This window comes from Neisseria sp. HMSC074B07 (genome assembly GCF_001810355.1).
Classification (GTDB): Bacteria; Pseudomonadota; Gammaproteobacteria; order Burkholderiales; family Neisseriaceae; genus Neisseria.
Genome location: NZ_KV800928.1, coordinates 78,702 through 96,239, shown reverse-complemented (window position 1 = coordinate 96,239; position 17,538 = coordinate 78,702). Strand labels below are relative to the sequence as shown.

Sequence of the window (17,538 nt, the reverse complement as noted above, 5' to 3'; positions counted from 1 at the left end):
AGGGGATGTCCAACTTTTGGGGTGCAGTTCAAAGGTTTCCAAGCTTTTCAGACGACCTTTGGTCTTGTGTGAACGGTAAGCCTGCCTATAACAGTGGACTCATCAGGCGGACGGTGTTTTCTATCAGCCCGCGGAATTTGGAGCGTTGCTGCCATGCTTTGACGGTGATGTAGCTGCTGTTTTTGAGGTAGTCGCGTTGGAGGTTGCAGATTTGTTTGGTGATGTCGCGGTCGTAGATGGCGAGGCTGATTTCGAGGTTGAGGAAGAAGCTGCGCATGTCCATGTTGACCGTGCCGAAGAGGGCGTAGTCTTCGTCTATGGTCATGGTTTTGGCGTGCAGCAGTCCGCCTTCGAACATGGCGATTTTGACGCCTGCGTCGAGCAGCATGGGGTAGTAGGCGCGGGAGGCGTAGCGCACCATGAGGGAATCGACTTTGGCGGGTAGGATCAGGGTAACTTTGACGCCGCGTTTGGCGGCGATGGTCAATGCCATCAGGAGGGGTTCGTCGGGGACGAAATAGGGGGTGGTGATGGTGATTTGTTTAGTGGCGGCGTAAATTGCGCTGATGATGGTTTCGTAAATGACGTGGCTGCCTTGTTCGGGCGCGGAGGGGATGACTTGGGCGACGATGTCGCCCTGCTGCATTTTTTCGGGAAGGATTTCGGGAATGCGCTCTTGTGCCTGCGTCAGATATTGCTGCACGCTTTCGAGGTTTTCGTCGGTTTCGACGGCGAGGTCGGCAAAGAAGACGGCGGAGAGTTCGAGTACCAGTGGGCCGGTGCAGCGCATCATGACGTCCACCCATTCGCCGACGCCGGAATCTTTTTTGAAGAAGCGGGGATCAACGAGGTTGAAGCTGCCGGTGTAGCCGATTTTGCTGTCGATGACGAGGATTTTGCGGTGATTGCGCAGGTCGGTGCGGGTAAAGAAGGTGCGCCAGACGCCGACGGGCAAGGAGGCGTGGACTTCTATGCCGGCTTCGCGCAGGGTTTCTACCCAGCCGCTGTCGAAAAAGCGGCTGCTGCCGACGGCGTCGGCGAGGATGGCGCAATCCAAACCTCTGTCGGCGGCGGCGAGGAGTTCGTTTAACAGTTCTTCTATCCTGCCTTCGGGTTCGATGATGTAGAAGGCGAGCATGCAGGAATGGCGGGCGGCGCGGATGTCGGCAAGCATGGTGTCGATGATTTCATCGGTGGTGGACAGCAGCGTCATGGCGTTGTTGCGCGTGGCGCCGAGTCCCGTTCCGCTCGCAGCGACTTTGCTGATGCCGTGATAACGGGATTTGACTTTGTCGCCGATATCAAGGTAAAGGTTAGACAGGTAAGTTTCGACGAAACCTTGATAAAAACGGTTCATCTCGTCCGTACGCTTTGCACGCGCCGTGCCGAGCCGCGGCTCGCCGATAAGCAGGTAGGCGATGGTGCCGAAGACGGGGAAAAGGAAGAGGATAATCAGCCAGGCAAACGTGGAGCCGATGTTTTTTTGTTTGTACAACACGCGCAAGACGCAGCCGAGCGCGGCGCAGGTGTGGGCGAAAATGAAGATTTCTGTCCAGGTGATGTCTTTTAGAAAAGTCATGTTCGATAGGCGGTAGAGGAATGGCGGGAGCGGATGTATAGTGGCTTAACTAAATCAGGACAAGGCGATGAAACCGCAAGACAGTACAGACAGTACAGAAACCGATTCACTTGGTGCTTCAGCACCTTAGAGAATCGTTCTCTTTGAGCTAAGGCGAGGTAACGCAGTATTGGTTTAAAGTTAATCCACTATATTTTTGAGTCTGACTGGTTTGAGGCGGTAAGGTTCAGATGGTGAGTATATACAAAGGTCGTCTGAAAAACGAGTTGACACCGATAAGCGGGTGTTTTTCGTTTTCAGACGACCTTTTGAGTTTTGTTTTAGCGAAACTCGCTTCGCTCGTTTTCAGACGACCTTTTAGGTTTTTTTATTAGGATTGGGTGCGTCAAAGCACTAAAAGATACAGCCAGTAGGCAAAGCCGCCCAATGCAGCGCCTGCGGGCAGGTCAATCAGGTAGTGCTGTTTGGTAAAGATGCAGGACAGGGCAATCAATACGGGAAAGAGGAACGCGGCGGCACCCAAAGTCGGCAGCGCGTGCAGGGCGGTCAGCATGGCGACGGAAACGTGCATACTGGGGAAGCAGTTGCTGGCTTGGTCGAATTTTTGAACAAACTGTAAAAACCATTCGGACGGTGTTTTACCGGTATTGATGCTGCGCCAATGCGGCGGGGTGGAAACGGGAAACAGCCAGAAGAACAGCATTTGCATAAACAGCAACATCAGGAAGCTGAACGCCATCATGTTGAAATGGCGGTGGTCGGTGGCGATGATGTTGAGGTAGAGGATGGCGGGGTAGTAAAGAAAGCTGTATATCCACGACCAACGCGGGCGGAAAGGGATTTTTTCGTCTATCGGGGAATTCCAAACGATCTCTTTGCGCAAAGGGTGGCGCTGGGTATAAAAGTAAAACTGATAAGCGCCGATAATCATCACTCCGCTCAATATCAGATTGACGAAATAGTCTTGAAAGTTCATGTGTGTGTTCCTAGAGGAGTTGTCAACATTCAATAGTTTCCGTGTCTTTTTATCCTCAAAGCAGCATCTTCCGCGTTGGATATCCTCGCAAGGTGTCCAACCTTGTTGCGGCTTCCGCCTCGAATCTTCCGCTTTGTGAACAAAAATCCACTGGGGAAATTAAATGTTGACAGCCCCTAAAAAGATGGATTTTATTGGAATTGGGAAGGTAATTTTGAAAGAACGTTATCATACCCACCTTTTGAAATATGTGAAATCAATCTGATTTGATTTCGGTAAATATGCAGTCAGTTAAATAGAAAATGTCTGATTTTTACATTTCATCCAAATAAAAGGTCGTCTGAAAACCAAACCGATAAGCAGTTTTGGTTTTCAGACGACCTTTTACGTTACGCTCAATCAAGCGTGATATTGGCGCGACAGTTCGTGTACGGTATCGACTAAGATTTTGGCGTGTTCGGGGTCGGCGTGTTGGTTGATGCCGTGTCCGAGGTTGAAGACATGGCCGCTGCCGTTTCCGTAGTCGGCAAGGATGCGCGCGACTTCGGTGCGGATGGATTGGGGTGTGCCAAAGAGGGCAAACGGGTCGAAGTTGCCTTGCAGGGCGACTTGGTTGCCGACGCGGCGGCGTGCTTCGCCGATGTTGCACGTCCAGTCCAAGCCCAATGCGTCTGCGCCGATTTCCGCCATGCCCTCCAGCCACAGCCCGCCGCCTTTGGCAAACACGATAACGGGAACGCGTCTGCCTTCGCTTTCGCGTTTCAATCCGGCAACGATTTGGCGGATGTATTTGAGACTGAACTCTTTAAACGCCGCATCGCTCAAGACGCCGCCCCAAGTATCGAAAATCTGCACTGCCTGCGCGCCCGCGTCGATTTGGGCGTTGAGGTAGGCGGTAACGGCTTGGGCGTTGGTGTCGAGGATTTTGTGCAGCAAATCGGGGCGCGAGTACATCATGGTTTTGATGGTCCGGAATTCTTTGCTGCTGCCGCCTTCGACCATGTAGCAGGCGAGCGTGAACGGGCTGCCGGAGAAGCCGATGAGCGGTACGCGGCCGTCCAATGCTTTACGGATGGAAGTTACCGCGTCGAAAACGTATTGCAGTTTTTCCATGTCGGGAACTTGTAGCTTGGCGATATCGGCTTCGTGTTGCAAGGCGCGTTCGAATTTCGGGCCTTCGCCTTCGGCAAAATACAGTCCCAAGCCCATTGCGTCGGGGACGGTCAGGATGTCGGAGAACAAAATCGCCGCGTCCAAATCGAAGCGTTCTAAAGGCTGGATGGTGACTTCGGTTGCCAATTCGGTGTTTTTACACAAATCGAGGAAGCTGCCCGCTTTCGCGCGTGTGGCTTTGTATTCGGGCAGATAACGCCCCGCCTGACGCATCATCCAAATCGGCGTGTATTCGACGGGCTGTTTGAGCAGGGCGCGGAGGAAAGTGTTGTTTTTCAAAGAGGTCATGTGGGGCTTTCGGTTTGTTTGTAAAACGGGGAAGGAAAACGGTTTTCAGACGACCTTTGCGGCGGTTTCCGCAATGAAAGGTCGTCTGAAAAGGGGATAGATAAAGATGTTTCTCAAACTCAGCTATGCTGTTCCAACGCGGCGTGGCGCTCTTCTTCGGAGACGGCTTCCAAAACTAACTTCCGCTGTTCCTGAGCTTTTTGCGGCTGTCCGGTTTCGTCGAGTACGCGTGCCAGCATGAGGCGGGCGGCGATGCTCGGTTGTAGGGCAATGCTGGCCTCGAGGTAACTTTGTGCCTTGCCCCACAGGCTGCGGCCGTAGGCAAGCTGTCCGAGGTACATCAAGAGCGGTGCGTCGTCGGGTTTGTCTTTCAGCCAAGAATCGGCAAGGTCGATGGCTTTTTGCTGGCCGCGTTCGTTGAAGAAGCGGACGCTTTCGACGAAGGCTTCCAAAAGTTCGGGGCGGCGGTTTTGCGGGTAGTATTGGCGCACCCATTTGACGGCTTCGGTATAGAGTCCGAGACGCTCGTATTTTTCGGCAATGGCGACACACAATTCGTCCGCTTTGAGTGCTTCGGGAATGCGCTTCAGACAGGTTTTCAGACCGGCTGCGTCTGATGCTTCAGCCAACAGGCGGCGGTATGCCCAGCTTTGGTATTGTTCCGCTTCAAAATCGTTAATCGCGCCGACTTTCATCAATTTTTCGGATTTCTCCAACACGTCTTCTGCATCGCCGTGGTCAAAGGCATAACGCAGTTGCAGGCGGGCGAGGCGGGACAGGTTGGGATGGATGCGCGCGGCAGCGTTCAGATTTTCCAGGGCAGTCGGATAATCGCGGCGGCCGAGTGCGGACTCTGCCAACAACAGATAGCGGGAAAGCTGCTGTTTGTTCGGCAGTTTTTCAATGTCTTTCAGGTAGTGGTCGCGCAGTTCGAAGTTTTCCATTTGGTCGGCGGCGTGCGCGCCCAGCATCAACGCGAGATTGCGGTTGTCGCCGGCTTCTTTGTTTTCCAATACTTTGGCGGCTTCCTGCTCCGCTTTTTCAAAGCGGCCTTCAAAAAACGCCAAACCTGCGCTGTTCAAAGCGACGGCTGCCTGACGGCCTTTACGCGCCGTACCGAAACGCTGCATACGGGCGGGGATGTTCATCAGACCGACGATGAATTTGATCAGGAAATACAGGGTAACGACAAACAGGACCAGCCCTAAGATAAAGGCGTGCAGGTTGACCCGCATCATGACCTGTCCGACGACGATATAGACATTACCTGTGTAAATACCGGAAGTTAGGACGATACCGACTGCGGCGGCGAATAAAACGACAATCCAGACGACGGCTTTCATGCACGGCCTCCTTTGGTCTCAGCATCGGCGGCAGGGCGGCTTTGTTTCTCAGGAGCCGCTTTCTTTTCCGGCTCGGAAATGTTTTGCGGTTTGGCCTCGGAAGGCAGCGCCGGAGCTTCTAAAGGCTTCGCGTCTGTTTGGGCGGAAGGGGCGGATTTCTGCGCAGGAGCGGGTCTTGCTTTGGCAGGATGGGCAGCCCTTGGAGACGGTGCGGTTTTCGGTGCGGAAGCAGTTTCATTCACCTGAGAGGCGGCTTGAGGAGCGGCAGCTTCGGACGCGGCGGAGGGCAGGGGCGCGGACGCGGCGGTCGTTACGGGTTCGGGCAGCGCGACCGGAGTACGCGTACCGTCTTGATAGGCGCGGATTGCGCTGAGGCTGGCTTTCAAGCTGTCGTCTGAAATCATGCGCACATCCAGCGCTTTCAATTCGGACAACTCTTTCAGCCATGCCTGTGTTGCGGGCGATTTGCCGTCAAAGTATTGCTTGACCGCGGCTTCGACGTAGTTCAAATCGCTTTGATAAACCTCGCCGTTGTGCTGCATCAGCGCGGTACGCGCATCCAAAAGGCGCAGGCGCAGGTTTTCGCGGACGAAATACGCCTGTTCGGGCGACAGCAGCATCGCGTCTTTATTGTCGAGTCGGCGGACTTCCACCAGCCCTTTCAGTGCAACCAAAGATTTATCCCAAGTATTTTGCCACCAAGAGCCTGAAGATGCGCCGTTGCTTTGCGCCTGTTCGCCCGGCTGCAATACGCCGTCCAACACCAGCGGCAGGCCGGAAACGGCGGTTTCCAAACGGTCGAGGCGCAGCGCCGTGCCGGAAATATCGACATACGGACGGTTTTTCAATGCCGCCAAATCATGGCTGACGGCTTGTTTGATGGGCAGCAGCTCGGGCTGGTCGAAACGGCTCAGGCGGCCGTCGATATGTTCCAACACCGCCGCCGCGCCTTGTACGTTGCCCGACAGCAGCAGTTGCTGCGAGGCGAGGTTCAACATGGTTTCCGCTTCGTCAACCAGCCAGTTGACGCGCCCTTTGGTCAGCTCCTGATACGCTTTTTGCGTCAACAGGATTTGTTCGCTGTTTGCCATTTGGGCTTTGCCCAAGCGCTCCAATTCGGCTTGGATGGCGGTTTGGCGGTTTAAATGGTCTTTCAGGAGTAAAGCGTTTTCAGATTCGCCTAAGGCGGCTTTATCGAGCTTTTGGTTAAACGAAAGCTCTTGGTTTTTCAAGACGTTTTGTCCTTGCACAAACAAAAAGCCACTTGCGCCCAAACCCAGCAGCGCCAGCACCAGCGCGCCTACCGCCAGCCCTCTGCCGCCGGATTGTTTGATGATGACGGGGGCGGGTTGGTTTTGAGGAAGATTTTTAGATTCAGACATGTGTGTTCCTGCGTATTCGGAGGTTTTAGGTTGCTTGGCCTTTTTCGGAGCCGCTGTTTCAGACGACCCCGCGTTGCCCTGACTGTCGACGATAATCGGCCGACCGGCTTCGTTTGCTTCGGATGGATTGTCTTCAGACCGGCTCATCGGTTTGCTCCTTAGGAAATGATGAAAGTGCCGCTTTCAGAGAAGCGACGACCCGTATGTGGTGCGCACCCGCCTCGCGAAGCGCGTCGGCTATGCGCGGATGATGGGTGAAGTATAACAAGGATTCGAAGAATCGGGAAAACTGCGGCGGAACCTGCGCAAACAGCCCGCGTACCAACTCGCCCGAAGCGATAAAGGCAGCATCAATGGATTCGGCATCAAAATCCTGCCAATTCAATTCATTAGGTCGTCTGAAATACACTTCCGCGATTTCTACCGCAAAGTCTTTTTTCTTTAACGACTTCGCCAAAAAATCGCGCCCGCCGCGTCCGCGCGCAATCAAGATGCGTGCGCCCTGCGGCAGCGTATCCCAAACCGGCAGCCGCAACACTGCCTCGCTGTCGTTGCCTTCTTGCGGCACAGAAACATTTTTCGCGCCGCAGCGTTCCAACGCCCGACCACTTGCCTGCCCAACCGCAATCTGAGCCTTCAGGTCGTCTGAAAAATCCACATACGGCGCAGCGGTTTCAACCGCCGTCGGACTGACCCAAAATACCGCATCCGCGCGGGAAAACTGTTCTTTCAAACCGCGCAATGCTGCTTCGTCCGGCTCGATTTCAACCGGACTCAACACCCGCGCGCGCCACCCTGCCTGCGAACAGGTGCGCACATCATCTCCCGCACGCGCGGACGGACGGACAATCAGCATGACAGGCATTTCAGACGACCTCATAGGATGGATAATGGGGTGATGACGTTTAAATCGGTTTGAAAAAGCATATCCAATGGATATAATTCTTTTTGTATTTTTACGGCTGAACCCTGCCAAGTCAATACTGAGTATGGTTTCGATAAAGCATTGGACGGTATGGCAGGGTAGAATTCGATTTTAGGAAAACATAATATGAACAAAATAGCGACCATACTTTTCGCTGCGTTACTGTTGCCGTCTGTCTCTTTTGCAAACGGAGACAATGCCGCCAAGATCCGTTTGGTGAAGAAGATTTATCAAGAAGCAAGCCGCGATGATGAATCGGGCGTGAAGATTTTGAACCGATATGCCGATGCTTCTTTGAAAAAAGCCATCCGTACCGCTTCTCGGTCGGCGGATTTGTGTATAGAGACTGATCCGATATGGAACAGTCAGGATCCTGAAACTGAAGTCAAGGTCAGCGTATCTGCCTTGCCTAACGGTAAAGTTCGTGCCGGCTTCAAACAATGGGGGCATCCGACCAAAGTAGATTATTCGGTCAGCTGCTCCGGAAATGTCTGCAAAGTGACGGATGTCGATCATCTCAAACGGACTTGGCTGCAATGCCGTTAGTTTGTTGGATTCATTAAAAGGTCGTCTGAAAATATTTTTCAGACGACCTTTTTTATACTGGGAGCTATCGAGATTCAATAGTTTCCGTTGCGTTGGAAATCCTCGTAAGGTATCCAACCTTGTTGCGGTTTCCGCCTTGAATTTTCCGTTTATAAACAAAAATCCGCTTGGAAAATTAAATGTCGAGAGCCACCGGTTACCAAATGCCAAACCATTGTCCGCCTGATTCTTGACGGCTCTCGTTGTGCCCGCCGTTTTGCCTTTCGCGCTCTTCGCGGCGGAAGTCCCACGGGGCTTGGGGATTTTTACCATTCCACAACCCTTTGCGTTTTTGTTTCGCCTGTTTTTGGGCGGCAGCGTAGTCGGTGTAGGCGGTTTTGCTTTGTTGCTTTTTGGCGTAGCTGTCGTAATGCCATGCCGCTCCGTCGCGAAGTTGCATGAGGTTTAAATCGGTCGTCCCGACGGAAACTTGCGCGACTTCGCGTTGGTAGCGGTCTGTTTCAAATACGCGTACCTTCACCTTTTTGCCGTCGGCGGCATCAATCAAGTTGTCCCGCGAACGTGTGCCGTATGCCTGATTGATTTCGGGTGCATCGATATACGCCATGCGGATTTTGTGTTTCGCGCCGTCTTCGTCGATAACGTGGAGGGTGTCGCCGTCGTGGATTTTGGAGATTTTGCCGCGATAGGTATGGGGAGTGGTGGAATTGCGTTTTTGAGTGTGCGGACGGCTTTGGTGTGCAGTATTTTCAGACGACCCTGATTTGACGGTTTCCGATAATAATGCGCCGAAGGCTTCCATACCGAGATGGCTGCTGCCTGTGAGCGCAGAAGCGAATTGCACGCCGGAGCGGATGATTTCGGTATCGCGCGAGCTGTAACCCAATGCGCCCAAGATGGACAAAACCACGGGAAGCCATTTTAAGATTGTTTTGGTTTTCATAAGGTTGACGGTGGTTTGTTTGAGGTCGTCTGAAACTTTTCAGACGACCTTTGGGGGATGGTTGTATTAACCGAACAGCCTGTTCACATCAGAGGCTTTTTTGCGGTAAGGCAGGCGGATGTCGACGCGGAAAATGCCGTCGAGTTGGCGGCTTTGGATTTTGGCATCGTTGTCGTACATCAGCGTCAGGCGTTCTTTGAGGTTGTGCAATGCCATTGAGTTGCCTTTGTGCGGTTTGGCGTTTTCGCTGCTTTCGGGCGGGGTGTACGGGTTTTCAATGCGGATGTAGATGGATGATTTGTTGAGCTTGGTAAACACGGTAATCATGCCGGGGCGGTGGGTCGATTCGACGCCGTGGAAGACCGCGTTTTCCAAAAGGGGTTGGAGCAGGAGGTGCGGCGTTTCCGCGTCATCGGGCGCCTGGTGCTGCCACATCACTTGCACGCGCATATGGCCCATGCGGATTTGTTCGATGGCGATGTATTCCTGCGCCCATTCGATTTCCTGTCCTAAAGTGCTGCTTTGGCTGCCGTCGCGCAGTTGGGCGCGAAAGAGGTTGGCGAGGTTCTCCAGCAGGGTTTCCGCATCATACGGGCGCAGGCGGATGAGGCTGATGGCGGCGTTGAGGCTGTTGAACAGGAAATGCGGGCGGATGCGGGCGGTCAGCGCGCTGAGGCGGGCTTCGGAAATCGAAGGTGCAAGGCCGTTCCGGCGCGAAGCTTCGTAATACATCAGCCCAAGCAGGAAAAGGTTGAACAGGAAGAAATGTTGCGAGAGCGTTCTGCCGTGTGTTTTCAGAATGAAAAAATCGACGATTGCAAATATCGATAAATTCAAAAAATAGGTAATAATGACGCCGTAGGGCGATGTTTTGATGGCAGGGGTGAAGATATTGACGAAATAGGCTTTAACCAAAATCCCCAACAATACGGGAAACACCCATTGTGAATGATGGTAAATCTCTGCGGAATAGGAGAGCGAAGAATCGCTGATCAAGGGGAGAAAGAACAGACTGCCCAAGACAATAATCAAAAGGCGCACGACTGTTGCCGAATTGCGCAGGTCCGGGACGGCGAATGTATTGTTGATTTGACGTATAATAGACATAAAATTTCCAACCGTTTTCTTTTAATGCGTTTATACGAGCCTTATTGGCTCTGTTATTTTATCTGAAGGACGAAACCATGAGTAAGGACAAAACCTGGTCGGGCCGTTTTAACGAGCCTGTTTCCGAACTGGTGAAAAAATACACTGGTTCGATCGATTTCGATAAACGGCTTGCCGAGTGGGACATTCAGGGTTCGCTGGCTCACGCGCAAATGCTTGTTCAATCAGGTGTTTTGAGTGAAGAAGATTTGGCGGCGATTCGTCAGGGAATGGCGGAGATTATAGCAGAAATCAAGGACGGTACTATTTCTTGGTCGCTGGATTTGGAAGACGTCCACATGAACATCGAACGCCGCCTTACCGACAAAATCGGCGATGCCGGCAAACGCCTGCATACCGGCCGCAGCCGCAACGACCAAGTCGCCACCGACATCCGCCTGTGGCTGCGCGACCAGATTACTATCATTCAAGACCTGATTCGGAGCTTTCAGACGGCCTTGGTCGATTTGGCGGAACAAAACGCCGAAACCGTCATGCCCGGTTTCACCCATCTGCAAGTCGCCCAACCCGTCAGTTTCGGACACCACATGCTCGCCTACGTCGAAATGCTCGGACGCGATTTCGAGCGCATGACCGACTGTCGCAAACGCGTCAACCGTATGCCGCTCGGCGCTGCCGCCCTTGCCGGTACGACCTATCCGATTCAGCGCGAAATCACCGCCGAATTGCTGGGCTTTGAACAAATCTGCCAAAACTCGCTCGATGCCGTATCCGACCGCGATTTTGCCGTCGAGTTCACCGCCGCCGCCTCGCTGATTATGGTTCACCTGAGCCGCCTGTCTGAAGAATTGATTTTGTGGATGAGTCCGCGTTTCGGCTTTATCGACATCGCCGACCGTTTTTGCACAGGTTCGTCCATCATGCCGCAGAAGAAAAATCCTGACGTGCCCGAACTCGTGCGCGGTAAATCCGGCCGTGTCATCGGACACCTTATCGGCTTGATTACCCTGATGAAATCTCAGCCCTTGGCGTACAACAAAGACAATCAGGAAGACAAAGAACCGCTGTTTGACACCGCCGACACACTCATCGACACCCTGCGGATTTACGCCGACATGATGCGCGGCGTGACCGTCAAACCCGACAATATGCGCGCCGCCGTCATGCAGGGCTTCGCCACCGCCACCGATTTGGCGGATTACTTGGTGAAAAAAGGCATGCCTTTCCGCGACAGCCACGAAGTCGTTGCCCAAGCCGTGCGCCACGCCGACCAAGCGGGCGTCGATTTGAGCGAACTGCCGCTTGCAGTCTTGCAAGGTTTCAGCAAGCTGATTTCAGACGACCTGTACGGCGTACTGACACCCGAAGGTAGTCTGAACGCGCGCAACCACTTGGGCGGAACCGCGCCGGAGCAAGTCCGCTTCCAAGTGAAACACTGGCGGGAATTGTTGGCTTAAAGAAAATAAAGTAAGGAGGTCGTCTGAAAACTGGAAACAGGGTTTCAGACGACCTTTTGTAATCCGGCTGTATCTATTGGGAAAAATGATGAACGAACAAGATCAAGTAGAAATTTTTGAATCACTGTTGCAACAAACTGTTGACCGTTTGTTCGATAAATACGATGGAAATTTCGACCGTTTGGATAAACAAGAGCAAGAATTGGTTTACATTTGGCGCGCGGAAGCCGATATTTACAACGGCGGCATGCTCCAGTTTTTATGTAATTGGGGCTTTTCTGCCGCCGAAACGACCTGCGATATTTTAGAAAAAATGAAGGCCAATCGTAGTGCAGCCTTGATACGCCAGGCACTCGAGACAGTTACGTCTGAGGTGCAGAGAGTGCAAAAAGAAGGAAAAGTTTTAAAGGAAACATGGGATATTCCGAAATATCTCAGTTTGGAAAGTGAAAATCTCCTTGAGGACTTAGACGAGCAATATTGGGAAGACCCTGATAATTTATGTCAAAAAGGCTGGCAACATTATTTGAGCTGATTTTCAGACGACCTCTTGCTTTTCCTTTAAATCCAACCGTCACACCGATAATTGTTCCAACAAAGCCTGTTTCAACGACGACTGCGTTTTCGGGTTTTTCAAATCGGGGCTGAAGACGATGAAGCTGTCTTCGACGCGTTCGTCCAGCGTGGAAATTTTGGCGTAGCGCAGGCTGACGTTGTGGGCGAAGAAGACTTCCGCCATGTCGGCGAGCAGGAAAGGGCGGTTGACGGCGGTGATTTCGACGGAGTACCAGTCGGGGTAGTCTTCTTCGGGAGTAATGGTGATGCTTGGCGCAATCGGCATGTAGCGGCTGCGGCGGCTGATGCTGCGGCTGCGGCTTTGGGTTTCGGCAACGGTGTGTCCGTGGATAAAGCTGTTGAGTTCGGCTTCGAGCGCGCTTTGGATGTCGGGGTAGTCTTCGGGGGCGTGCTGCGAGGGGATTTGTACGATGAAGGTGTCGAGGATGTAGTCGTGTTCGGTGATGAAAGCGCGGGCGGCGAGAATGTCGAAGCCGTGGCGGCTGAAGATGCGGCAGAGGCGGGCGAACAGGCGCGGACCGTTGGGCATGAAGACCATGACTTGGAAGCTGTCGCTTTTGGGCAGGATGCGGCTGCGGACGATGGGGGTTTCAAAGTCGTGTACGAGGTTGGCGGCGTGCCACAGGATTTCGCGGGACTGATGGCGGGCGAAGTAGGCGGAACCGAGCGTGTTCCATAGTTTTTTCTGCTGTTTTTCGGGGACGGCGGCGCGGGTAAGCAATTCGGCGGCTTCTTGCTGGCGGCGGCCGAAGAGGGCGTGCGGATTGCCGCCGTTGCCTGCGAGGTAGCGTCCGGCGGCGTGAAACAGGCTTTCCAGCAGGCTGGCGCGCCATGCGTTCCACAGTTTGGGATTGGTGCCGCGTATGTCGGAAATGGTCAGGAGGTAGAGTGCGCTGAGGCGTTCGTGGGTTTGTACGCGTTTGCAGAAGGCATCGAGTACGTCGGGGTCTTGGATGTCTTCTTTTTGGGCGACGGTGGACATGAGCAGGTGGTTTTCGACCAGCCAGGCGAGCAGATCGCTTTCTTCTTCGGTGAGGAAGTGGTCGGCGGCAAATTGGCGCGCGTCTGCGATGCCTTGTACGGCATGGTCGCCGCCGCGTCCTTTGGCGATGTCGTGGAAGAAGGCGGCGAGATAGAGGATGTCTTGTTTTTCAAAGGACTGCATCAGCGCGGAGGCGTAGGGCAGCTCGTGGCTGTGCATGTCTAGGGCAAGGCGGCGGACATTGCGGACGACGGCGAGGATGTGGTCGTCGACGGGATAGATGTGGAACAGGTCATGCTGGAGCAGGCCGACGATTTTTTCCCATGCGGGCAGGTAGCGGCCCAACACGCCGTAGAGGTTGAGAAAGCGCAGGGTTTGGGTCAGCCCGTTACCGCGGCGGAAAAAGCCGGCGAAGCGGCGGCGGTTTTCGGGATTTTGGTAGAAGCTGCGGTTGATTTTGCGCGTCGCGCCCCACCAGGCGCGCAGGGTTTGCGGTTCGAGCGCGGTAATGTCGTTGCGCTGCTGCATGATTTCGACGATTTTGAAAATGTGTTCGGGTCGTCTGAAAAAAATATCGGTGTGTCGCGCGGCGATTTGGTTGTTCACTTGGATGTAGTCGTCGTCAATCCGCAGGGTAACGCGCATCGGCGTCGAGGAAACGCGGCTTTGCAGCATGGGCGTGAGGATGCCGCTCAATTGTTTGACAGTTTTAATCGCGCGGTAAAACACGCGCATCAATTCTTCGCTTTGACGGCGGAGATTCACACCCTTATAGCCCATGCTTTCGGCGACTTGCGGCTGCAAATCGAACAACAGGCGGTCTTCGGCGCGCTTCGCGTTTAAATGCAGATGGATGCGGATGTGGGCGAGGCGGCGGTAGCAGTGCGAAAGCATACCGGCTTCGGTGCGCGTCAGAATACCTTGTTGTACCAACGCAGGCAGGTTGGCCGCCAAGCCTTGCGCTTTCGCTATCCAAAGCAGGGTATGGATATCGCGCAGACCGCCCGGACAGCTTTTGATGTTCGGCTCCAATACTGCCCCCGAACCTTGCGATTTGGCATGGCGGTGTTCCATCTCCACCAGTTTTGCTTCGATAAACGCCGCCACATTGCGTTGCGCGTTCATTTTTTCCGTCAACTCGTCCGCTGTCTGGCGGTTGCCGAACAAAAAACGTGCCTCTAAAAACGCCGTGTCCCCCGTAATATCATCGCGCACGCTTTCGCACAGTTCGTCAACGCTGCCGCTTTTGACCGAGGGCGAAAGTTTCATATCCCACAAAGCCTGAACGAAAGCCGCAATTTTTTCTTGAAGGTCGTCTGAAACGGTTTCAGACGACACGACTGCCAAATCTAAATCAGAATAAGGATACAGCTCGCCGCGCCCGAAGCCGCCGGTCGCCATCAGGCATAACGCGCTGTTTTGAAAATGCTCTGCCCACAATGCCGCCAGCAAGGTTTCGACTGCCGCCGTGTATTCCCTGAAAAATACCGACACACGGTTGGCTTTCAAATAATGCGCTTCGGCGGCAGTGCACTGCTGTTTGAAGGTTTCCAATGCTGAAGACAGGTTTGCAGACATTTTTTATTCTTTCGAGTTATGGGGAGAGGAGGCGGATGACTTGGCGGTCAAATATCGTTTTCAGACGACCTCTGTTGGGCATTAGAGGGATTGGTCATCAGGTTTAGCAGCTCCTGCGGCGACAGCAGCAACTGATACGCAGCCACACCCAAAGCCGTCGCCATTTTTTCAATATTCGACAACGCAATGTTCCAGCGTTTGCGCTCCACCGCCGACACATAAGTCCTATCCAAACCGCATTGCCGCGCCAGCTCTTCCTGAGACCAGCCCTTATTCACGCGGAAAAGTCGCATGTTGTACGCCAAGACCGCCCGTAAATCCGCTCGTCAGGCAGTTCGGCAGGCGGAGTCAATTTATTGCTCATGATTTTGTTTCCGGATAAATGGTTGAAGTTAAGAATTTGCTGTTACGGATTTTACTTCACATAAAAGCCAAAAAAAAGGGGTGGCAACAGCCACACCCAAACACACACACATCAAGAGGAAAGAGATAGAGAGTATTAAATCAAAGCAGATGCATCATCTACTGATCAGAAAATCTTGAGGACTCTGAGAAATTGTCGTCTCAGCTCCAATGTCGGCGATTATAAATGAAACTCAATTTGGAGCTTTGATTCAAATCAAGTCTGAGGATTATTTGTAAAATAAATTTTAAAGATAGGTTATGTTAATTGAAAACAGAGGCAAATTGAAGGCAATTCATCTATTTTTATTTTAGATTGTGAACAAAATCCGTGCATCCTGCCGAAAATTCCTCTATAATAGCCACTCATTCGGAATGTAGCGCAGCCCGGTAGCGCACTTCGTTCGGGACGAAGGGGTCGGAGGTTCGAATCCTCTCATTCCGACCAAATATAAAAACCTGCTTTGATTGCATGATCAAAGCAGGTTTTTTCATATCGTGGTTTCAAGTCTGAATTCTGACATTTTAATAGGGTGGGAAATGACAATGGTTTCCTAGTGTATCCAGCTATATCCCCTGTTTTGTTTTCAGACGACCTTTGTCTTTATGGCTTTCCCCTAAAAAATGCAAAATTCCCAGATGTTTTCACTATACTGCTTTTTGATATTCAGTTAAGAACCGTTAATCCGTTCGCGTATAATTTCAAGTTTTCCCAACAAGGCAGATGGTGTTTTATGTCTTCCAACCAACCCCGTCAAACTTGGTCCAACCGTTTGACTTATATCCTTACCGTTGCCGGCGCGACTGTCGGTTTCGGCGCGACGTGGCGTTTCCCGTATTTGGTCGGTGAAAACGGCGGCGGCGCGTATGTGTTTTTATTCTGTATCGCCATGTTTGTTATCGGTATTCCGATGATTTTGGTGGAAAACGTCATCGGACGGCGCAAAGGTGTGAATGCGCTGGATGCATTCGGTGGCTCGTTGAACGGCAAACCCGTCGCCAAAATTTGGAAACTGGTCGGCTGGATGGGCTTGCTCGGATCGTTCGGCATTATGGCGTATTACATGGTGCTCGGCGGCTGGGTGATCAGCTATATCGTTAATATTATTAGCGGAAATCTGAATATTTCCAGCCCTGTCAGCGGCGAAATAACGAAAAGCTTCTTTACCGAACACATCGAAAACAGCCCTTGGGAAATTGCGTTCTACACTTTCTTGTTTGTCGTTGTGAATCAATGGATTTTGGTCAAAGGTGTCATCGGCGGCATTGAAAAAGCGGCGAAATACCTGATGCCGCTGCTGTTTTTGTTCTTGATTGCCATGGTCGTGCGCAACGTTACCCTGTCGGGCGCGATGGAAGGGATTACTTTCTATCTGAAGCCTGATTTCAGCAAGATTACCGCCGAACTGTTCGTCTTCGTTTTGGGGCAAGTATTTTTCGCACTGAGCTTGGGTTTCGGCGTGATGATTACCTTGTCCAGCTATCTGGATAAAAACGAAAATTTGGTGCAAACCGCAGTCATTACGGCAATTACCAATACCATTATCGCCGTACTGGCGGGCTTTATGATTTTCCCGTCGCTCTTCAGCTTCGGCGTCGCCCCTAATTCCGGTCCGACTTTGGTATTCCAAAGTTTGCCGATTGTGTTCTCGAATATGTGGGCAGGGCCTGTGTTCGCCGTGATTTTCTTCTCGTTGCTCCTGATTGCCGCGCTGACGACTTCGCTGACCATTTATGAAGTGTTGATTACAACAATTCAGGAGAAAACCAAAATCCGCCGTACCGCAGCGATTACGATTGTACTGGCTGCCATCTTCATCTTCGGCAACATCCCGTCCATTTTGAGCTATGGCCCGTGGAAAGACGTTTCCGTGTTCGGCAAAAATATTTTCGATGCTTTTGACTACATCAGCGGCAACATCTTGTTTATGCTGACCGCGCTCGGCTCCGCGCTGTTTGTCGGTTTTGTGATGAAGGACGAAGCGAAAGACGAATTGCTCTATAAAGGCAACCATACGACGGTCAATATTTGGTTTGCCTATGTGAAATACCTCGTGCCGTTGGTGATTTTGCTGATTTTCGTCAGCAATTTGTTGTAATGGTGCGTAAGGTCGTCTGAAAACTTTAAACTGCCTTATATTCAGTATTGATAAAGCTCGTTCAGGCGGTTGATGTAAGCTGGGTTCTGTAAATGACAGAACTCAGCTTTTTTGATTTCGAGTCGAATTGTTGATGGCCGTAGTCTGCTTATATAGTGGATTAAATTTAAATCAGGACAAGG

At 52.3% G+C, this 17,538-nt stretch carries 13 protein-coding genes, 1 tRNA gene and 1 pseudogene; 5 read left to right on the top strand and 10 right to left on the bottom strand.

The features are described from left to right. Positions 1-85 precede the first annotated feature (85 nt). The 6 genes from cls to HMPREF2726_RS06045 form a co-directional block, all read right to left on the bottom strand. Positions 86-1,579: a cardiolipin synthase gene (gene cls / locus HMPREF2726_RS06070; RefSeq protein WP_070602625.1), complete on the bottom strand. Its 1,494-nt coding sequence runs from the start codon at positions 1,577-1,579 to the stop codon at positions 86-88. 385 nt (positions 1,580-1,964) lie between these two features. Continuing rightward, positions 1,965-2,555, bottom strand: a complete 591-nt coding sequence (locus HMPREF2726_RS06065; RefSeq protein ID WP_003762923.1) for a phosphatase PAP2 family protein — start codon at positions 2,553-2,555, stop codon at positions 1,965-1,967. 399 nt (positions 2,556-2,954) lie between these two features. After that, positions 2,955-4,016 (bottom strand): uroporphyrinogen decarboxylase, encoded by a 1,062-nt coding sequence (gene hemE, locus HMPREF2726_RS06060; RefSeq protein WP_070602623.1) that lies wholly within the window; start codon positions 4,014-4,016, stop codon positions 2,955-2,957. A 119-nt stretch (positions 4,017-4,135) separates the two neighbouring features. Further along, the gene (locus tag HMPREF2726_RS06055; protein ID WP_070602621.1) at positions 4,136-5,359 is read right to left on the bottom strand and encodes a heme biosynthesis protein HemY; all 1,224 of its coding nucleotides are present in this window, start codon (positions 5,357-5,359) and stop codon (positions 4,136-4,138) included. Then, on the bottom strand, positions 5,356-6,888 hold the full coding sequence (locus HMPREF2726_RS06050; RefSeq protein WP_009311888.1) for a uroporphyrinogen-III C-methyltransferase: 1,533 nt from the start codon (positions 6,886-6,888) through the stop codon (positions 5,356-5,358). The genes HMPREF2726_RS06055 and HMPREF2726_RS06050 overlap by 4 nt, the downstream gene beginning before the upstream one ends. After that, positions 6,875-7,606, bottom strand: a complete 732-nt coding sequence (locus HMPREF2726_RS06045) for a uroporphyrinogen-III synthase (protein WP_070602618.1) — start codon at positions 7,604-7,606, stop codon at positions 6,875-6,877. Before HMPREF2726_RS06045 ends, HMPREF2726_RS06050 begins: the two co-directional genes overlap by 14 nt. A 186-nt stretch (positions 7,607-7,792) precedes the next feature. On the opposite strand from HMPREF2726_RS06045, the gene HMPREF2726_RS06040 reads away from it, so the two are divergent. After that, positions 7,793-8,212 (top strand): hypothetical protein, encoded by a 420-nt coding sequence (locus tag HMPREF2726_RS06040; protein WP_070602617.1) that lies wholly within the window; start codon positions 7,793-7,795, stop codon positions 8,210-8,212. Positions 8,213-8,408: 196 nt separating this feature from the next. On the opposite strand, the gene HMPREF2726_RS06035 is transcribed toward HMPREF2726_RS06040, so the two are convergent. Together HMPREF2726_RS06035 and HMPREF2726_RS06030 are read right to left on the bottom strand one after the other, a co-directional pair. Then, a complete protein-coding gene (locus HMPREF2726_RS06035; RefSeq protein WP_070602616.1) occupies positions 8,409-9,155 on the bottom strand; it encodes a thermonuclease family protein in 747 nt (248 codons plus the stop codon). 66 nt (positions 9,156-9,221) lie between these two features. After that, the gene (locus HMPREF2726_RS06030; RefSeq protein WP_003755259.1) at positions 9,222-10,262 is read right to left on the bottom strand and encodes a sensor histidine kinase; all 1,041 of its coding nucleotides are present in this window, start codon (positions 10,260-10,262) and stop codon (positions 9,222-9,224) included. A gap of 77 nt (positions 10,263-10,339) precedes the next feature. Here HMPREF2726_RS06030 and argH point away from each other — a divergent pair, with 77 nt between their 5' ends. Both argH and HMPREF2726_RS06020 read left to right on the top strand, forming a co-directional pair. Then, positions 10,340-11,719, top strand: a complete 1,380-nt coding sequence (gene argH, locus HMPREF2726_RS06025; RefSeq protein ID WP_070602614.1) for an argininosuccinate lyase — start codon at positions 10,340-10,342, stop codon at positions 11,717-11,719. Positions 11,720-11,807: 88 nt separating this feature from the next. Next, the gene (locus HMPREF2726_RS06020) at positions 11,808-12,254 is read left to right on the top strand and encodes a DMP19 family protein (RefSeq protein ID WP_242926023.1); all 447 of its coding nucleotides are present in this window, start codon (positions 11,808-11,810) and stop codon (positions 12,252-12,254) included. A gap of 39 nt (positions 12,255-12,293) precedes the next feature. Here the strand turns inward: HMPREF2726_RS06020 and glnD are convergent, their stop codons facing one another. Both glnD and HMPREF2726_RS06010 read right to left on the bottom strand, forming a co-directional pair. After that, positions 12,294-14,855: a [protein-PII] uridylyltransferase gene (gene glnD, locus HMPREF2726_RS06015; protein ID WP_070602612.1), complete on the bottom strand. Its 2,562-nt coding sequence runs from the start codon at positions 14,853-14,855 to the stop codon at positions 12,294-12,296. A 47-nt stretch (positions 14,856-14,902) separates the two neighbouring features. Beyond that, positions 14,903-15,219 (bottom strand): annotated as a pseudogene (locus HMPREF2726_RS06010) (helix-turn-helix transcriptional regulator). Between the two features lie 409 nt (positions 15,220-15,628). Between HMPREF2726_RS06010 and HMPREF2726_RS06005 the strand changes: the two are divergent. Together HMPREF2726_RS06005 and HMPREF2726_RS06000 are read left to right on the top strand one after the other, a co-directional pair. Beyond that, positions 15,629-15,705 (top strand) — tRNA-Pro (locus tag HMPREF2726_RS06005). 286 nt (positions 15,706-15,991) lie between these two features. Next, entirely contained in the window at positions 15,992-17,356 is a 1,365-nt protein-coding gene (locus HMPREF2726_RS06000) for a sodium-dependent transporter (RefSeq protein ID WP_009311880.1), read from the top strand. The last annotated feature ends 182 nt before the right edge of the window (positions 17,357-17,538 follow it).

What these genes read in the sequence shown, in the direction of transcription:
- cls (WP_070602625.1), bottom strand. Translation starts at nt 1,579, where the DNA reads ATGACTTTTCTAAAAGACATCACCTGGACAGAAATCTTCATTTTCGCC.
- HMPREF2726_RS06065 (WP_003762923.1), bottom strand. Translation starts at nt 2,555, where the DNA reads ATGAACTTTCAAGACTATTTCGTCAATCTGATATTGAGCGGAGTGATG.
- hemE (WP_070602623.1), bottom strand. Translation starts at nt 4,016, where the DNA reads ATGACCTCTTTGAAAAACAACACTTTCCTCCGCGCCCTGCTCAAACAG.
- HMPREF2726_RS06055 (WP_070602621.1), bottom strand. Translation starts at nt 5,359, where the DNA reads ATGAAAGCCGTCGTCTGGATTGTCGTTTTATTCGCCGCCGCAGTCGGT.
- HMPREF2726_RS06050 (WP_009311888.1), bottom strand. Translation starts at nt 6,888, where the DNA reads ATGAGCCGGTCTGAAGACAATCCATCCGAAGCAAACGAAGCCGGTCGG.
- HMPREF2726_RS06045 (WP_070602618.1), bottom strand. Translation starts at nt 7,606, where the DNA reads ATGCCTGTCATGCTGATTGTCCGTCCGTCCGCGCGTGCGGGAGATGAT.
- HMPREF2726_RS06040 (WP_070602617.1), top strand. Translation starts at nt 7,793, where the DNA reads ATGAACAAAATAGCGACCATACTTTTCGCTGCGTTACTGTTGCCGTCT.
- HMPREF2726_RS06035 (WP_070602616.1), bottom strand. Translation starts at nt 9,155, where the DNA reads ATGAAAACCAAAACAATCTTAAAATGGCTTCCCGTGGTTTTGTCCATC.
- HMPREF2726_RS06030 (WP_003755259.1), bottom strand. Translation starts at nt 10,262, where the DNA reads ATGTCTATTATACGTCAAATCAACAATACATTCGCCGTCCCGGACCTG.
- argH (WP_070602614.1), top strand. Translation starts at nt 10,340, where the DNA reads ATGAGTAAGGACAAAACCTGGTCGGGCCGTTTTAACGAGCCTGTTTCC.
- HMPREF2726_RS06020 (WP_242926023.1), top strand. Translation starts at nt 11,808, where the DNA reads ATGAACGAACAAGATCAAGTAGAAATTTTTGAATCACTGTTGCAACAA.
- glnD (WP_070602612.1), bottom strand. Translation starts at nt 14,855, where the DNA reads ATGTCTGCAAACCTGTCTTCAGCATTGGAAACCTTCAAACAGCAGTGC.
- HMPREF2726_RS06000 (WP_009311880.1), top strand. Translation starts at nt 15,992, where the DNA reads ATGTCTTCCAACCAACCCCGTCAAACTTGGTCCAACCGTTTGACTTAT.